The 15779-nt window shown below is 70.3% G+C and carries 14 protein-coding genes; 1 reads left to right on the forward strand and 13 read right to left on the reverse strand.

The genetic code is table 11. The features are described from left to right. Nucleotides 1-2: 2 nt before the first annotated feature. From ACW14X_RS12425 to ACW14X_RS12455, 7 genes are read right to left on the reverse strand one after another with little or no spacing between them, the layout of a single operon-like run. Nucleotides 3-482, reverse strand: coding sequence for an SRPBCC family protein (locus tag ACW14X_RS12425; RefSeq protein WP_160025728.1), 480 nt, complete (start codon nucleotides 480-482; stop codon nucleotides 3-5). Further along, entirely contained in the window at nucleotides 479-1870 is a 1392-nt protein-coding gene (locus ACW14X_RS12430) for a flavin monoamine oxidase family protein (RefSeq protein WP_457165790.1), read from the reverse strand. Before ACW14X_RS12430 ends, ACW14X_RS12425 begins: the two co-directional genes overlap by 4 nt. Before the next feature lie 3 nt (nucleotides 1871-1873). Then, entirely contained in the window at nucleotides 1874-2818 is a 945-nt protein-coding gene (locus ACW14X_RS12435) for a carbohydrate kinase family protein (protein ID WP_457165791.1), read from the reverse strand. Then, a complete protein-coding gene (locus ACW14X_RS12440; protein ID WP_457165792.1) occupies nucleotides 2815-3471 on the reverse strand; it encodes a class II aldolase/adducin family protein in 657 nt (218 codons plus the stop codon). Before ACW14X_RS12440 ends, ACW14X_RS12435 begins: the two co-directional genes overlap by 4 nt. Then, nucleotides 3468-4520 (reverse strand): SGNH/GDSL hydrolase family protein, encoded by a 1053-nt coding sequence (locus ACW14X_RS12445; protein WP_457165793.1) that lies wholly within the window; start codon nucleotides 4518-4520, stop codon nucleotides 3468-3470. The genes ACW14X_RS12440 and ACW14X_RS12445 overlap by 4 nt, the downstream gene beginning before the upstream one ends. Before the next feature lie 9 nt (nucleotides 4521-4529). Beyond that, nucleotides 4530-5471, reverse strand: coding sequence for a sphingomyelin phosphodiesterase (gene sph, locus ACW14X_RS12450; protein WP_457165794.1), 942 nt, complete (start codon nucleotides 5469-5471; stop codon nucleotides 4530-4532). After that, nucleotides 5468-7546 carry a neutral/alkaline ceramidase gene (locus ACW14X_RS12455; RefSeq protein WP_457165795.1) on the reverse strand — a complete coding sequence of 693 codons (2079 nt, stop codon included), beginning with the start codon at nucleotides 7544-7546 and terminating at the stop codon, nucleotides 5468-5470. Before ACW14X_RS12455 ends, sph begins: the two co-directional genes overlap by 4 nt. A 316-nt stretch (nucleotides 7547-7862) precedes the next feature. On the opposite strand from ACW14X_RS12455, the gene ACW14X_RS12460 reads away from it, so the two are divergent. Then, nucleotides 7863-9131, forward strand: a complete 1269-nt coding sequence (locus tag ACW14X_RS12460) for a lytic transglycosylase domain-containing protein (RefSeq protein ID WP_457165796.1) — start codon at nucleotides 7863-7865, stop codon at nucleotides 9129-9131. 57 nt (nucleotides 9132-9188) lie between these two features. Here the strand turns inward: ACW14X_RS12460 and ACW14X_RS12465 are convergent, their stop codons facing one another. The 6 genes from ACW14X_RS12465 to ACW14X_RS12490 all read right to left on the reverse strand — a co-directional run bounded on the left by ACW14X_RS12465 (nucleotide 9189) and on the right by ACW14X_RS12490 (nucleotide 15757). After that, nucleotides 9189-9908 carry a TetR/AcrR family transcriptional regulator gene (locus ACW14X_RS12465; protein ID WP_400459356.1) on the reverse strand — a complete coding sequence of 240 codons (720 nt, stop codon included), beginning with the start codon at nucleotides 9906-9908 and terminating at the stop codon, nucleotides 9189-9191. A gap of 66 nt (nucleotides 9909-9974) precedes the next feature. Then, the gene (gene hemB, locus ACW14X_RS12470) at nucleotides 9975-10958 is read right to left on the reverse strand and encodes a porphobilinogen synthase (protein ID WP_457165797.1); all 984 of its coding nucleotides are present in this window, start codon (nucleotides 10956-10958) and stop codon (nucleotides 9975-9977) included. Between the two features lie 89 nt (nucleotides 10959-11047). Further along, on the reverse strand, nucleotides 11048-12733 hold the full coding sequence (locus tag ACW14X_RS12475) for a bifunctional uroporphyrinogen-III C-methyltransferase/uroporphyrinogen-III synthase (protein WP_350713503.1): 1686 nt from the start codon (nucleotides 12731-12733) through the stop codon (nucleotides 11048-11050). After that, nucleotides 12730-13743 carry a hydroxymethylbilane synthase gene (gene hemC, locus ACW14X_RS12480; RefSeq protein WP_457165798.1) on the reverse strand — a complete coding sequence of 338 codons (1014 nt, stop codon included), beginning with the start codon at nucleotides 13741-13743 and terminating at the stop codon, nucleotides 12730-12732. The genes ACW14X_RS12475 and hemC overlap by 4 nt, the downstream gene beginning before the upstream one ends. Further along, the gene (locus ACW14X_RS12485) at nucleotides 13740-15035 is read right to left on the reverse strand and encodes a glutamyl-tRNA reductase (RefSeq protein WP_457165799.1); all 1296 of its coding nucleotides are present in this window, start codon (nucleotides 15033-15035) and stop codon (nucleotides 13740-13742) included. The genes hemC and ACW14X_RS12485 overlap by 4 nt, the downstream gene beginning before the upstream one ends. After that, a complete protein-coding gene (locus ACW14X_RS12490; RefSeq protein WP_160025741.1) occupies nucleotides 15032-15757 on the reverse strand; it encodes a redox-sensing transcriptional repressor Rex in 726 nt (241 codons plus the stop codon). Before ACW14X_RS12490 ends, ACW14X_RS12485 begins: the two co-directional genes overlap by 4 nt. Nucleotides 15758-15779 lie beyond the last annotated feature (22 nt).

A 15779-nucleotide genomic window follows, 5' to 3' on the forward strand; every position in this document is an offset into this window, starting at 1 on the left:
GATCAGTCCGCACCCTCGGCGACGATCAGGTCCTCCAGGTTGCGCATCGACTGCTGGAACGCCTTCCGCAACCCAGGCTGGGTGACCTTGTCGATCACCGCGCCGAGCGGGCCGAGACCGACGCGGTAACGGACGGCGTACGTCATCTCGGTGCCAGCACCGTCGACACCGTCGACGGCGACCGGCCGGAACCGGAAGACGTTGGTCATCTCGTGCAGCGGCGCGAAGCCCTCACCGGTGTCGATGCGGGTCGTCAGCGGCTCGATCTCCCGGACCGTCCAGGTCGACCGCGTGGACAGCGGTCCGATGGTGCGGTTGCGCTCGGCGTAGGTGCGGCCGACCTCGGCCTCGCCGTGGTGGTCGGTCACCTCGAAGACGCCGTCCACCCACTCGGCGTACCGGTTCGTCGCCGACACCACCTGCCAGACCCGCTCCACCGGGACGGCCAGCACAGCGGTCTCGCTCAGCTCGGTCATGCTCATCTCTCAGTTCCTTCCAGTACGTCGATCACGGCGGCCGCGGCGTCGCGGCCGGAGCGGACGGCGCCGTCCATGTAGCCGTTCCAGTAGTCGGCGTGCTCAGCGCCGGCCCAGTGCACGAGCCCGAAGGGCCGGTCCCGCCAGGCGCCGAGCGCGGTGAGCACCCCGGGCGCCAGGACCGAGGTCGGCCCGCCCCGGGTCCACTCCTCGCTCGACCAGTCCTGCTCGAAGTAGTCGCGCGGGCGCAGCGCCTCCCGCCCGACGGCCTGAGCGAAGGTACGCAGCACGGCGGCCCTGCGTTCGCGGGGCGGCCGGTGCGCCAGCGCCCGCCAGGCACGGCCACCGAGGAACCCCATCAGCACACCGGGTCCGCCGCTCGGCGGGGTGTTGTCGAACATCGAGCAGATCGCGGAGTCGGGCGAGCGGAACGTGGCCTGGCCGGAGAGCCCGTCCGCGCGCCAGAACGGCTTGTCGTACACCGCCTCGCACTTCATCAGGTTGCCCATCGGCATCCGGTCGAAGAGAGCCGCCTGCGGCGCGGGCAGCAACGGCGACCACGAGATCTTGCCGGCGAGCGGGGGCGGGACGGCCACGATCGCATGCCCGGCCTGCCACACACCCGCGTCGGTACGCAGCTTCACGGTGCGGCCGTTCTGCTCGATCGCGCGCACCGGAGCGTTCGGCACCACCCGGTCCCCGAGCTGCTCGGCCATCGCCAGCGAGACCGCCTGCGAGCCGCCGACGAAGCGATCCTGCTGGGCTCCGCCCTCCACCCCGATCCCCCGGGTGATCGAGCCGGGGTTGTCCTCGTCGCCCATGCCGGCGACGTAGTGGAGGCTGAACAGGGCCGAGGCATCCGCCGCGGTGCCGCCGTATGCCGAGCCGAAGAAGATGTTGACCAGGTCGACGCCGGCGGCGCTGACCGTGGTGTCGCGGATCCACGAGTCGAAGGTGACCGCGTCCAGCCGGGCGGCGTTGCGTGCCCGCCATGGTGCGCCCAAGGGGATCCGCCGGGCGAGCCGGTCGATACGAGCCATCGTCACCGCGACGTCCGCCAGGGCCGTAGGGTCCGGAGGTACGTCGCCTGCGTAGCGCTTGGCGCGGCCGCCGCGGACGTAGACCGCCTCGCCCTCGGTGTACGCCGGGAAGGTCTTGACGTCGAGCTCGGCGGCCAGCGCGAGGATGTGGTTCTGGGTCGGCCCGACGAACTGCCCGCCGGCCTCCACGACCTGGCCGTCGCCGAGGTCGTGGTTGAGGGTGCGACCGCCCACCCGGTCGCGCGCCTCGAGCACGACGACGCTGCGGCCCGCGGCCACCAGGGCACGAGCAGCGGTCAGCCCGGCCAGGCCGGCGCCGACGATCGCCACGTCGACCCGAGCTGGGCGCGGCACTGCTCAGACCTCCTTGAGCGCCGCGTCAGCGGCGAATCTCTCGACCGAGGCGAGGTCGAAGCTGCCGAAGTCGGAGCCGAGCCCGCCGGCGACCTGGGCGGCGGTCGCGCAGCCGAGTGCGGCCGCCTCGGCGGGCGTCCGGCCCAGCGCGAGACCCCGGATGTAGCCCGCCGAGAACGCGTCGCCGCAACCGGTGGTGTCGACGACCTCGATGTCGTACGCCGGCACCCGGACCGTCTCGTCCGCGGTCACCACGACCGCACCCTGGGCACCGGCCGTCACGGCCACGCAGCCGGCACCGGCCTCGACCAGCGCGCGGCAGGCCGCCTCCAGGTCGGCGGCACCGGTCCAGCCGAGGGCCTGCTCGTCGTTGACCAGCAGGTGGTCGATGTAGGGAAAGGCGGCCGCGATCCACTCGAACATGCCCGGGTCGCCGGGCGCGAGCGAGTCGAGCGACGTGGTCACGCCGATGTCGCGCGCGTGGGCGAGGATCTTCGCGGCCGCGTCGCCGCCCATGAACTCCGGGCCCCCGAGGTGCAGGTGGTCCGCCGCGGCGATCACGTCCAGCGGCGCGTCGTCGGCACCGTAGGCGCCGTTGGCCCCGATCACGTGGAACGCCGGCCGCGACCCGTCGGGGCGGATCGGGAGCACGCTCGCGGAGGTCTGGTGGTCCTCTCGGCGTACCAGATGCTCGGTGTCCACGCCGTCGCGGCGCAGCAGCGAGAGCAGCTGGTCACCGACCGCGTCGGTCCCGATGGCGCCCGCGCTGACAACGGTCGCGCCGAGCTTGGAGAGCACCAGCGCGGTGCCACCGGCGGGGCCGGCCGCGGTGACCCGGATCTCGTCGACCAGCTGGCCGGCCTGTCCTTCGGGGATCGACTCGACGTGGCGTACCAGTGTGTCGAGCACGTGGGCGCCGAGGGTGACGACGGTGGGGGAAGTGGTCACGAGTTCTCCTGTGATGAGGGGCGGGTGGTGCCGTAGCTGCGGGTCAGGGCGGCATGGATCACCGCGGCCTGCTGGTCTTCGTCGAGGACGCGCGGGGTGCCGATGGCGGCGGCTCGCCAGTAGACGGTGCAGCCCCACTCCAGGAGCAGGGCCAGCTCGACCGCCTTGGCCAGGTCGGCCGCATGAGTGATCGCCCCGTGGTTGGCCATGAGCGCGCCGCCGCGGCCCTCGAGAGCCTCGATGACCAGCTCGGCGAGCTCCGGCGTGCCGAAGGTCGCGTACGGAGCCACGCGGACCGTGCCGCCAAGTGCCAGCAGACCGTAGTGAACGCACGGCAGCTCGGTCAGGACGCACGACAGCGCGGTGGCCATCGGAGCGTGCGTGTGGACGATCGCGCCGGTCTCCCGGCGTCGGTAGAGCCCGAGGTGCAGGCCGACTTCGGAGGTCGGCGCGAGCTCACCCGCGACGACCTGCCCGTCGAGGTCGAGGACGGTCACCTGGTCGGCGGTCATCGTGGCGAACGACGCCCCGGTCGCGGTGATCGCGACCAGGTCACCGGCGCGGACGCTGACGTTGCCCGCCGTACCGATGACGAGCCCCTCGGTCGCCAACGCCCGGCAGGCATCGGCGACCGCCTCCCGCTCCGGCGTCATCGCGCCCCTGCCGGAGCGTCGTCGGTCGGGAGCACGGCGTCCGGGTGCTCGCGAAGCCAGCGCTGCTGCTCGCGGTCGCCCCGTGCGTTGTCAGGCCGCGTCTTCGGCGCGGTCGTCCCGGCCACCGACTGCTCGCCGAGCGCATCCAGCACGATCGTGCTGATGGCCCGCATCCCGGCGCCGTTGGGGTGGAAGGCAGCGGCGGCGAAGAGGTCGGTCGAGTCACCACGGACCCACGCGGCATCACCGGCACAGGCGTCGTGACCGAGAGCGGGCCCGTAGGTGTCGACGTACGTCGCGCCCTCGTCGGTCGCGGCGCGCTTCATGACCGCGTTGAGCTTGCGGTTGAGGGAGTCGGCCCAGGCGTAGTCGCCATCTGCGAACGGGACCACGTCCGGGCAGTAGCCGGTCGGAGGCAGCAGTCTCGGGTAGCCGACGAGGACGACCTTCGCGCCGGGAGCGCGCTCCTTGATCAGGGCCACCGAGCGCTTCAGGTTGCGGCCGGTGTTGTCGAGCGCGGTGGAGAGCGTGTCGATCCCGCCGACCGTGTAGTGGTCCCGGCACGGCGTACCCGTGGGGTCCTGGTCACGGAAGTCGCCGCAGCCGATGAGCGAGCCGAAGACGCCGTAGTCGTTGCCGCCCATCCCGAGCGTGACCAGGTCGGTGTCGAGGGTGATGGCGTCGAGCTGGGGCGACTGGCTCGCCAGGTTGAGCTCGGGCGTGGGCGTCGGCTGCGGCAGGGTGAGGTTGCTCGTGTCCGCCGACGAGCAGCTGACGTCGCGGAAGGCACCCGGCTCGTAGTAGAGGCCGAGATCGGTGGCCAGCCACGCCGGGTAGTTGTTGTTGGATCGGAAGCACCAGGTGCTGTTCCACGGGATCAGCGGGCCGGCGGTGTAGGAGTCACCGAGGGCGACGTACTTCTGGTAGGCCGGTGCGGTGCTCGGGGTGCGTGCCGGATCGGCGACGGCGGGTGCCGCAGTGGCGCCGAGCACGGCGCCCGCGGTCAGAGTCGCTGCGATGACGCTCCGCAGTCGGGGTGTGACGTTCATCGGAGCTCCTCAGCTGCCTGCGACGGGATAGTGGTCGGAGTAGTCGGTGTAGGTCGTCCCGGCGTACTCCCAGGGCGGCGACGTGGGCGTAAGCACCGTGTTCGTCCACGTCTGCGGACGTACGTGGCCGCGGCGATGCAGCACGTAGTCGAGGTGCTCCTGCCCGCCCGTGGCGAGCGGGTTCGTCGTCGGGTCCCAGCTGAAGGGGTGCCCGGCGTACGACGTCGGGGCGACGGTGTCGGTGGCCGCGAGCAGGTCGGCGTACTCGGGCGAGGCCTTGTCGACGTTGAGGTCGCCGGTCACGATGACCTGTTCGTCGGCCGGGATCGCCAGGCCGTCCAGGAAGTCGTCGATCGCCGCGAACTGCTCGGCGCGGACGGCGGCCCCGCCACCGAAGCAGAGCGGGTCCTCCGCCTGGACGTGGGTGCCGACGACGTGGACGGGAGTGCCGTCGACATCCAGCCGCACGTAGACGAAGCCCTTGTTGGAGAGCGCGTCGGCGCCGCACCCGCCGCTGAAGACGTACTGGATCTTGTGGGTGATCGGCCACTTGCTCAGGATCGTCACGCCGCCGTCCTCGGGGGTCAACCAGGAGTAGGCGCCGAGCGTCTCGTCCCAGCCCGACCTCGAGCGCCCGAGCACCGGCGTCTGGTGGGGATACTGCGCTGCGAGCCGGCTCTTGAGGGTCTCCGACGGGCCGTTGTCGAAGGCCTCGTCGAAGACCACCACGTCATGGCCCTTCACGTAGTCGGCCTTCGCGATCAGCTCGGCCCGGGTGGCGTTGGCCTTGCCACCGATGATCGGCGGCAACATCTGCACGTTGTGCGTGAGCACTCGCACGCGCGGCGTGGCGGGCGCGGCGTCGGGCGCGGCCGTGGCGGTCCCCGGGAGCGCGAGCCCCGACGCCGCCAGCAGAGCGACGCCCACCACCCGACCGGCGACCCGGCTCACGAGGTGACCCCGAAGACGGGCGAGGTGCCGGTGAACGGCGAGACGGTCCCGAGCAGGTTGCGCGCATCGCCGAAGTAGCGGATGCGGTAGCTTCCTGACGCGGTGCCGGGTGGGACGTCCCAGGTGATCGTGACCTTGGAGGCCGCGATGCCGTCGCGCGCCCAGCGGAACTTCGTCGACCAGTCGCCGTCGTCGGCGACGCGCTGCCAGGTCGTACCCACCTTGCGCTCGACGGCCAGGTAGCTGCCGCCGAGATGGAGGTCGTTGTTGGGGTGCGCCCCGGCGAAGACCACGCTGACCTGCTGGCCGGGACGGTAAATCGAGCCAGGAGCAGTCAGCACGTCGCCGAACCTCCGGCCGATCTGCGGCGCATCGACGAGCACGGCGCCACTGGGCGACGGCATCTGCCAGACGCTGCGGTCGGCCTCCTTCTCCCCCTGCGGTACGTCGACCCCGGCGCGCATCGCCGTACCGAGGTCGGAGGCCACCTGCATGAACGCCGGCAGCTCATAGCGACCGAACAGGGTGCTCGCACCCTCGTACTCCTTGGAGTCGTACTCCTCCGGCGTCGTCAGGTAGTGCGCGTAGGCGTTGGCGTAGCCCTGGACCAGGACGTTCTCGAGATCGGTGCCGACGGCCTCGGCGACGGCCCGCCGGATCCGCAGACCCGACACCACGGTGACCTCTGCCGGCATCCCGACCAGGTAGAAGTCGCCGATCCTCATCAGCTGCACCGGCAGCTTCTGCTGCACCAGGTCGAGGTCGCCGACGGGGAGCAGCACCTCCTTGGGCGCCTGGCAGGCCTTCAGCTCTGGCGACGCGGTGTAGAGCGCGTCGGCGATCAGCCCGACCAGCGGGTTGCCGCCGTCCTTGCCCTCCTTGAAGATCGGCAGGCCGCCACCGCCGTCCTCGGTGCTGCCGGCCGCGAAGGAGGCGCCGAGCGCGGCCGAGCAGGTGGTGTGCGGCTTGCCGTCGGGGGTGAACTCCGGCCGTACGGCGACCTCGGAGAAGTCGACGTACACGATGCGCGAGTCGATGCCGCCCTCGAGCGACCGCTTGTCGGACCCGAGTCCTTCGCGGGCCGCGTCGAGCATCCGGGTGCCGATGATGCGGGTGTTCTCGAACTCGTCCCTGGTCGGGCCGTCGGTCGGCTGCAGGTTGAGGTTGGGCGACATGTCGCCGGCGTTGGACTGCGCGAACGACGCCACGAAGTCGGGGTCGGTGTCGTCGATGTAGTCGACGCCGCGCACCTGCCGTTCCCAGGCGTACTCGGCGTAGCCCTTGTTGTCGGGGCTGATCAGCGTGTTGTCGGTCGACATGCTCGTGGCGTGGACGGGGAACCAGTTGATGACCCCGTCGAGACTGGTTGACCCGTCAGGGGCCTTGCGGCGTACCTGAAGCGTGGTGCTGCGGGTGTCGGCGCCGTTGGGGAAGTACGCCTTGTCGGCCTCCGGGTTGCGGTCGAACGCCTGCTTGGAGCGGTTGACGTTGGCGTTGGTGAGCTGGCTGGTCGAGAGGCTCAGGTCCGCGGGCGCGAGGTCGGCGTCGGCGCGCGCGATCGCGGCGACGATGCCGTCGACGAGCGCCCGGAAGGTCTTCTCGTGGTAGCCGAGCGTCGTGATGTTGTAGAGATTGTGGTGCGAGAACCCGCCCGGACCGGCGTGGGTGTGGGTCGCGGTGAGCATGACGTTGCGCTCGCCGTAACGGTCGCCGTACCGCTGCTCGAGCTTGGTGAGGACGGCGTCGCGCAAGCCCTGGAAGATCATCCCGACGTCGGCCACGACGTGGACCACGCGCTCACCGCTCGCCGCGTCGGCGATCACGAACGCGCGGGCGCGCTGACGCATGTGGATGCCGGTGGTGCTCTGCGCGAGGTCGGCGTATCCCATCATGCCGTTCTCCCCCGGCTCGCCGGTGACGTCGGCGAGCCCACGGCCGACGAGGTACGCCGACTCGGGCGCGGCACTCGCCCTGTTCATCGCCGATCCGGGCGAGGGCCCGAACAGCAGTCCGGTGGCGACGACTGAGGCGACGAGCAGGCGGACACACATCGTGGTTGAACGCTGGTGGCGCATTCGATCGGATCCTCTCGAGGAGTTCCACCCGGCCCTCCCGTGGCCCGGGCAGTGTGATGAGGATTACCCTTTTCATCCGCTCGGTCAATCGTCCTGGACACTTGACCCACATATTGGGACCGAAATATTTCGGAGACGGGTTCGGCGTCATGAACTGGAGCTTTCATCCGTCTCACAGGCGTCTCGTTTAGTGGAACGCTATGTTCACGTAAAACGTGACGCGCGTAACTTTGACGTGAGACGGTTCGTTTGAACGTTGCATGAGGGAGCACGACCTCCGCACGTTTTCAGTGCGGTGATCACCAGGGGAGATTCGATGTCCGCTTCGCGCTACAGCCGCCTTCAGAAGGCGACCGCGCTCGTTCCGCTCGCGCTGCTGAGCGCGGCCTGGACGGTCAACGTCACCGGTCTGACGCAGTCGAGTGCCACCGCATCAGGGCCGAGATACGACGACGCGTTCAGCCTGCCCGACGGGACGTCGGTCCCGGCCGAGGCGATCGAGGCGCCGGCCAGCGTGTCGGCCTCGACCAACGGGGGCGACAAGTCACTGCCCGGGACGGCCAGCGCCGCCGGGATCCCGTCCGCCGCGCTCGCCGCCTATCAGCGCGCGGCCACCGTCATCAACGCCGCGGACCCCGCCTGCAAGATCGACTGGCCGCTGATCGCCGCAATCGGGCGGGTCGAGTCCAACCACGGTCGCGCCAACGACAACCGGCTCAGTGCCGAGGGCGTCTCCACGCCCGGCATCTACGGGGTGCCGCTCAACGGCAAGGGCAACGTCTCCCAGATCACCGACACCGACGGTGGACAGTACGACGGCGACACCAGCTACGACCGCGCGGTCGGCCCGATGCAGTTCATCCCCTCCACCTGGGCGATGGTCGGCGTGGACGCCGACGGCGACGGCAAGCGCAACCCCCAGGACATCAACGACGCCGCCCTCGCCTCCGCCGTCTACCTCTGCTCCGGCGACGACGACCTCTCCACCGACCAGGGCGCGCGGGCAGCGGTCTTCCGCTACAACCACAGCCAGTCGTACGTCACGACCGTGCTCGGTGTCGCCGAGGCCTACCGCTCCGGCGACTTCACCTCGATCCCGAACAGCACGGTCCCGGTCGACTACGCGATCCCGCGGATGGATGCTCCCAGGTCTTCGAAGCAGAAGGACCGCGAGTTCCGAGCAGGCGGCCAGCAGGCCGGCCCGCGCGGCGGCTCCTCGCAGTCTCCCTCCAGCCCCTCCAGCGAGGCTCCTTCCGGGGAGACTCCCGGCGGGAGCAACGGTGGGGGCACCGGCGGCGGTGGCGGCGGTGCCACCGAAGGTCCTGCGGAGACGGTGACCAAGCCGCTCGAGGAGACTGTCGAGACGATCGTCGCCACGCCCTCTCAGATTCTGTCCGCGTGCCAGCGTGAGCTGGCGAAGTACCCGCTCCTGAGCGCGAGCCAGTCCGGCCAGGCGCTGACCCAGTGCGTGAACGCCATGGCAGGCAAGACGATCGAGCAGGTCAACGCAACCATCGGCAACGTGCTCACGCTGATCCTCAAGGGCATCCTCGGCGGCCTGTTCGGTGCGCTCACCGGCAACTGAGCCGACACGACGAAGGGCCCCGCCGGATGGCGGGGCCCTTCTCATGTCCGGAGCGTCTCAGGCGGCGGGCTCGTCGTCCTCGTACTCGGTGACGAAGGCGCGCCCGAGCTCGCGGACGGCATCCAGCGAGGAAGCGTCGGCCAGCAAGGAGCTGAGGTGGTAGTCGGCGACCGACTCGGCCAAGGCGTCGGGGCTCGCCATAGCCTTCTCGTCATCACGCCGGCCGTGCCAGAGCCGGTGCTGGGCACCTTCGTTGAGCGAGAGCAGCATCAGCGCGGTGGCGGCGGGGTCGGTCTGACGCAGCTCACCGCTGTCGACGCCCAGCTCGAGGAGCTGGGCGGCCGCGTCACGCAGCTTGTCGCCATCCTCCTCGAAGCCCGCGAAGACCTGCGGCTGCGCCAGGGCGGCCACCTCCAGCTCGTAGAAGTCGAGCGGGGCGGTGCACAGCTGACGGACGTCGGTGTAGAGGAAGGCGTACAGCCGCGGAGCGGCCGGGCCGTCCTCCTCGAGAAGCTTCTCCGCGAGCGTGAGCGACTCGCGGTTCTTCTCCATCAAGGCGGAGAGGATCTCCTCCTTGGATTTGTAGTAGTAGTACATCGAGGACTGGCGCAGTCCGACGCACTCGGCGATCTGGCTGATCGTCGTCGCCGCGACCCCTTGAGCGGTGAAGAGGCGGGACGCCTCTTTGAGAATCTCTTCCCGCGGGTTCGCCGAATTCCGTCCACTGTTGCGCGGCCGACCGGTGCGCTTTGTGCTGCCCAACTCTCGATTGGTCACAGGCTCGAGTCTACTCTCAGGATATGTTCCACGTCACAGAGGTGCTCGGCTGATCAAGCGAGAACGTCAGCCTCGCAGCCAGCCAGCTGCTTCGGTGGCCCAGTAGGTCAGAATGACGTCCGCGCCCGCCCTCTTGAAGGCGGTGAGTGTCTCCAGGATCGCCGGTTCGCGGTCGATCCAGCCGTTCGCGGCGGCGGCTTCCAACATCGAGTACTCCCCGGAGATGTTGTAGGCAGCCACCGGAACATCGACAGACTCACGCACTCGCTGCAGGACGTCGAGATACGGGAGCCCGGGCTTGACCATCACGATATCGGCACCCTCGGCGACGTCAAGGAGCGCCTCGCGGACACCCTCCAGCGCATTCGCGGGATCCTGCTGGTAGGTGCGCCGGTCGCCCTCGAGCGCGGATTCGACGGCCTCGCGGAAGGGACCGAAGAAGGCCGAGGCGTACTTCGCGGAGTAGGCGAGGACCGAGACGTCGGTGTAGCCGGCGCCGTCGAGAGCGGCGCGGGTCACCGCGACCTGGCCGTCCATCATCCCGGACGGGCCGACCATGTGGACGCCGGCCTCGGCGTGGGCGATCGCCATCTGGGCGTAGATCTCGAGGGTGGCGTCGTTGTCGACCGAGCCGTCCTCGGCGAGCACACCGCAGTGGCCGTGGTCGGTGAACTCGTCCAGGCACAGGTCGCTCATCACGGTGAGCGCGTCGCCGACCTCGGAGACGACGTCGGCGATGGCGACGTTGAGGATGCCGTCCGGGTCCAGCGCGCCCGAGCCCATGGCGTCCTTGGTCTCCGGGACACCGAAGAGCATGATGCCGCCGATGCCGGCGGACGCGGCCTCGGCCGCGGCCTTCCGCAGCGACTCCCGGCTGTGCTGGACCACGCCGGGCATGGTCGAGAGCGGGACGGGCTCATCGATCCCCTCGCGCACGAACGCGGGCAGGACCAGGTTGGCGGGACGTACGGCCGTCTCCGCGACCATCCGGCGCATGATCGGCGTGCGGCGCAGCCGGCGGGGACGGATCACGGGCTTCTCGATGCTCATCAGATCTCCAGACTACGCCGAGTCGGCTCATCTTGACCGGAGGAGCGAAGCGGGGGAGGTCAAGATGAGCCGACTCGGCATTCAAATGATCAGGACGTACGCGAGCGGCGTCGCGAGGCGGGGCGTCGGTCGGACGGCTTGGTGACCGGCAGGCCCTGCTCGACCAGCGAGGCACGACGCGCGGCACCGAAGGCGGCGAGCGCCTCGGTGAGCGCCTCGATCGACGGCTCGGGCGACATCACGTCGACCCGCAGGCCGTGCTCCTCGGCGGTCTTGGCGGTGGCCGGACCGATCGCCGCGATCACCGTGGACGTGTGCGGCTTGCCCGCGATGCCGACCAGGTTGCGGACCGTGGACGAGGAGGTGAAGACCACCGCGTCGAACTTGCCCGTCTTGATCGCGTCGCGGGTCGGCGCGGGCGGCGGGGCCGCCCGGACGGTGCGGTAGGCGGTCACGTCGTCGCACTCCCAGCCGAGGTCGACCAGGCCGGCGATGAGGTTCTCGGTGGCGATGTCGGCGCGCGGGAGGAAGACCCGGTTGATCGGGTCGAGGTCCTCGTCGTACTCCGGCCACACCTCGAGCAGACCGGCGGCCGACTGGTTGTCGGTGTTCGGCACCAGGTCGGGGCGCAGACCCCAGGCCTCGAGCGCCTGCCCGGTCTTCTCGCCGACGGCGGCGATCTTCAGACCGGAGAAGGCGCGGCAGTCCAGGCCGTACTCGTCGAACTTCTCGCGTACGGCGCGCACCGCGTTGATGGAGGTGAAGGCGATCCAGTTGTAACGGCCCTCGACCAGACCGCGTACGGCCTTGTCCATCTGCTGCGGGTTGCGCGGCGGCTCGACGGAGATCGTCGGCACCTCCTCGGGCACGGCTCCGAAGCCCTTCAGCTTCAGCGACAGCGCAGGCGCCTGCTCCTTGGTGCGGGGCACCAGCACGCGCCAGCCGAACAGCGGCTTCGTCTCGAACCACGAGAGCGTCTCACGCAAGTTGACCACCTTGCCGATCACCACGATCGCCGGCGGCGCCATCCGTGCGGCACGAGCGTCGACAGCGATGTTCTCCAGCGTCGACTCTACCGTCGACTGCTCGGTCGTGGTGCCGACGCGGGTGATCGCGACCGGAGTCTTGGCCGGGCGGCCCGCCGCGACGAGCTCCTTGGCGATGTCGCCGATCATGCCGACACCGGAGAGGAGAACCAGGGTGCGGTTGTCGGCGTACTGGCTCCAGTCGATCTTCTCGTTGCAGGTGACGACCGCGACCTCTTGGTGGTCCTTGGTCGTCAGCGGGATGCCGGCGTAAGCGGGAACGGCCGACACGGACGAGACGCCGGGGACGATCTCGAAGCCGATGCCCGCCTTGGCGCAGGACTGCGCCTCCTCGGGGCCGGAGGCGTAGAGGAAGGGGTCGCCGGTCATCAGGCGCACGACGCGCTTGCCCAGCTTCGCCTGCTTGACGACGGCCTTGGCACGGGCGGCGTTGGCCAGGGGCTGGCCGTCGACGCCGAAGCCGCCGTCGATGAACTCGGGTCCGACCGGTTCCGGGGCCTCGTCACCCTCGGCGGGCTCGACCGGCTCGGGGATGCCGAGAACGCCGCGCACCATCGAAGCGTGCTCGGGGGCCTCGGTCACGACAACATCGGCCTGCTTCAACAGGTCGATCGCCCGTACCGTCAGCAGCTCAGGGTCACCAGGACCGCTGCCGACGAAGGACACCCAGCCCAGTGGGGTGGCCGAGCTGTGCTCGGCCGTCTGCTCGGTGGTCTTTGCTCGGGTCATGCGTTGTGCACCTTGTCCTGCTCGGGAGCGGTCTGGGGGGAACCGCCCGTGTCCATGACAGCCTGTCCGGGGTCAGTGGTGGGGTCGTCGGTCAGGTCTGCTGCACCCTCGGCGAGCATCTCCTCGGCGAGCCGGCGCCCGACGCCTGCGGCGTCGTCGAGCGGCCCGGATGCGGAGAGTCGGATCGAGAGCGAGCCATCGAGTGAGAGCGCGACTGCCCGCACCCACAGCTCTGGTCCTTCCTCACCCTCAACCACGTCGGCGAGGGTCCCGATGGGCGCGGCACAGCCACCTTCGAGGGTGGCGAGCACCGCGCGTTCCGCCTCGACAGCCGCTCGGGTGGGCGAGTCGTCGAGGGAAGCCAGAATCTTGCGTACGTCGGCATCGGCGTCGCCTGCACGGCACTCGACCGCCAAGGCCCCCTGACCAGGAGCGGGCAGCACCTGGATCGGGTCGAGGACCTCGGTGACCTCGTCGAGCCGGTCGATGCGGGCCAGGCCGGCACGCGCGAGCACGACCGCGTCGAACTCGCCCGAGCGGACCTTGCCGATGCGGGTGTCCACGTTGCCGCGGATGCCGGCCAGCTCCAGGCCGAGGCCGAGGGCCTTGATCTGGGCGACGCGTCGCGGCGAGCCGGTGCCGACCCGCGAGCCCGGCGGGAGCTCACCGAGGGTCAGGCCGTCACGGGCGACGATCACGTCGCGCGGGTCCTCGCGCGGCAGGATCGCGACCAGCTCGATGCCGTCCTCGGGGTAGGTCGGCAGGTCCTTGAGGGAGTGGACCGCGAGGTCGATCTCCTTGGCGTGGAGCGCGTCGCGCAGCGCACTGACGAAGACGCCCGTCGAGTTCGCGCTGGTCAGCGGGGTGTTCGCCGCCTGGGTGCGGTCGCCGTCGGAGACGATCTCGACCAGCTCGACGATGTGGCCCTGGGCGCGGAGCATCTCCGCGACGAGGGTCGACTGGGTGACCGCGAGCTGGGAACGGCGGGTGCCGAGACGAAGAGTTCTCATGAGTGGTCTCCTGGGACGTCGGCCCGGGTCACCGCGGAGACGGCCTCGGGGTCGAGCGCGAAGAGCTCGGCGAGCGCAGCGGCGTAGGACACCGCGCCGGTCTCGTTGGCGAGCTCCTTGACCCGGACGGTCGGTTCGTGGAGCAGCTTGTCGGCCACGCGGCGTACGGTCCGGAGGACCTCGGCACGAGTCACCTCGTCGAGGCCCGGCAGCTTGTTGTCGAGGCGCTCCATCTCGGCGGCGACGACACCGGTGGCCATGCTCCGCAGCGCGACCACCGTCGGGGTCACCGCGGACTGGCGACGAGCGCTCAGGAACGCCGCGACCTCCTGGGTGACGATGTCGCGGACCGCGAGCACCTCCTTGCCGGCGGGCGAGGCGTGCAGCTCGTCGGCGAGGGCGGCCAGGTCGATCAGGGTGGCGCCCGGGAGCGACCCCGCAGCGGGGTCGATGTCGTGGGGCAGAGCCAGGTCGATCAGCGCGATCGGGCGGCTGCTGCGGTCACCGACCATGTCCGCCGGGACGAGCAGACCGCTGGCGCCCGCGCAGGTGATCACGATGTCGGCGGCCGCGATCTCGTCGGCCAGCGTGTCGAGCGAGGCGGAACGCGCAGAGTACTCCCGGGCGAGGCGCTCGGCGTTGGCCGTGGTGCGGTTGACCACAACCACGTCCGCGGCCCCCAGCCGGGAGACGGTCGCGGTGGCCAGCCCGGCCATCGCCCCGGCGCCGACGACGGCGACCCGCTTGCCGCGTACGTCACCCACGGCTCGCGCGGCGCGGTCCAGCGACGCGGTGACCAGCGACGGGGCGGCCTGGTCGATGTCGGTCTCCGCGCGCGAGCGCTTGCCGACCCGCAGCGCCTGCTGGAACAGGCTGTTGAGCGCCGGTCCGACCGTGCCCATCTCCTGGCCGAGCTGCAGGGCCGCGCGGGCCTGGCCGAGGATCTGGCCCTCGCCCACGGCCATCGAGTCGAGACCGGCAGCCACCTTGAACAGGTGGGAGACGGCACCGTCGTCGTAGTGGACGTACAGGTGCGGCAGCATCGTCTCGAGCGTCTGACCGGCGCCCTCGATGATGCGGCGGGAGAGCTCCTCGACGGACCCGTGGAAGCGCTCGACCTCGGTGTAGATCTCGAGACGGTTGCAGGTCGCGATGACCGCTGCCTCGCTGACATGTTCACAACCGGCCACGTCGGTGAGGAGCTTCTGCAGGCCGTCCGCGTCCACCGCCGCCGCCTCGAGCAGCGAGACCGGCGCAGAGTTATGTGAGATGCCGACAACAAGGACACTCATGCGGTGATCCCTTCCTCGGAACCATTGTCCACCGTCTCGTCAGCTTCTGCAGCCTTGCGCGACTCGTGATACGCGAGGATCTGCAGCTCGATCGAGAGATCGACCTTGCGTACGTCGACACCCGGCGGCACGTTCAGGACGGCGGGCGCGAAGTTGAGGATGCTGCTGATGCCGGCCGCGACCATCGCGTCGGCGACGTCCTGGGCAGCGGTCGCCGGCACGGAGATGACTCCGATCGAGACCTGCTCGGCCGCGACGATCTCGGCCAGGTCGGAGAAGGGCCGGACCTCGAGTCCGGCGACCGTACGGCCCTGCATCGGCGCGGCCGCGTCCAGGAGCGCGACGGTGCGGAACCCGCGGCTGCTGAAGCCGGAGAAGTTGGCGAGCGCCTGACCCAGGTTTCCGATACCGACGATGATGACCGGCCAGTCGTGGGTGACGCCGATCTCGCGGGCGATCTGGTAGCTCAGGTAGTCGACGTCGTAGCCGACCCCACGGGTGCCGTAGGAGCCCAGGTAGGAGAGGTCCTTGCGCAGCTTGGCCGAGTTCACCCCGGCGGCCGTCGCGAGCTCCTCGGAGGAGCAGGAGGCGATGTTGCGCTCGGCGAGCGAGGTCAGCGCCCGGAGGTAGACCGGAAGCCGGGCGACAGTCGCCTCGGGGATCTCCCGGTGGGGGTCCTGGGCACCGCTGCCCTCGCCCGTATTCGTACTCCGTGCCGTCACGCTCTGCTCTTTCAATGCCGGC

Source organism: Nocardioides sp. YJ-D4, assembly GCF_054031495.1.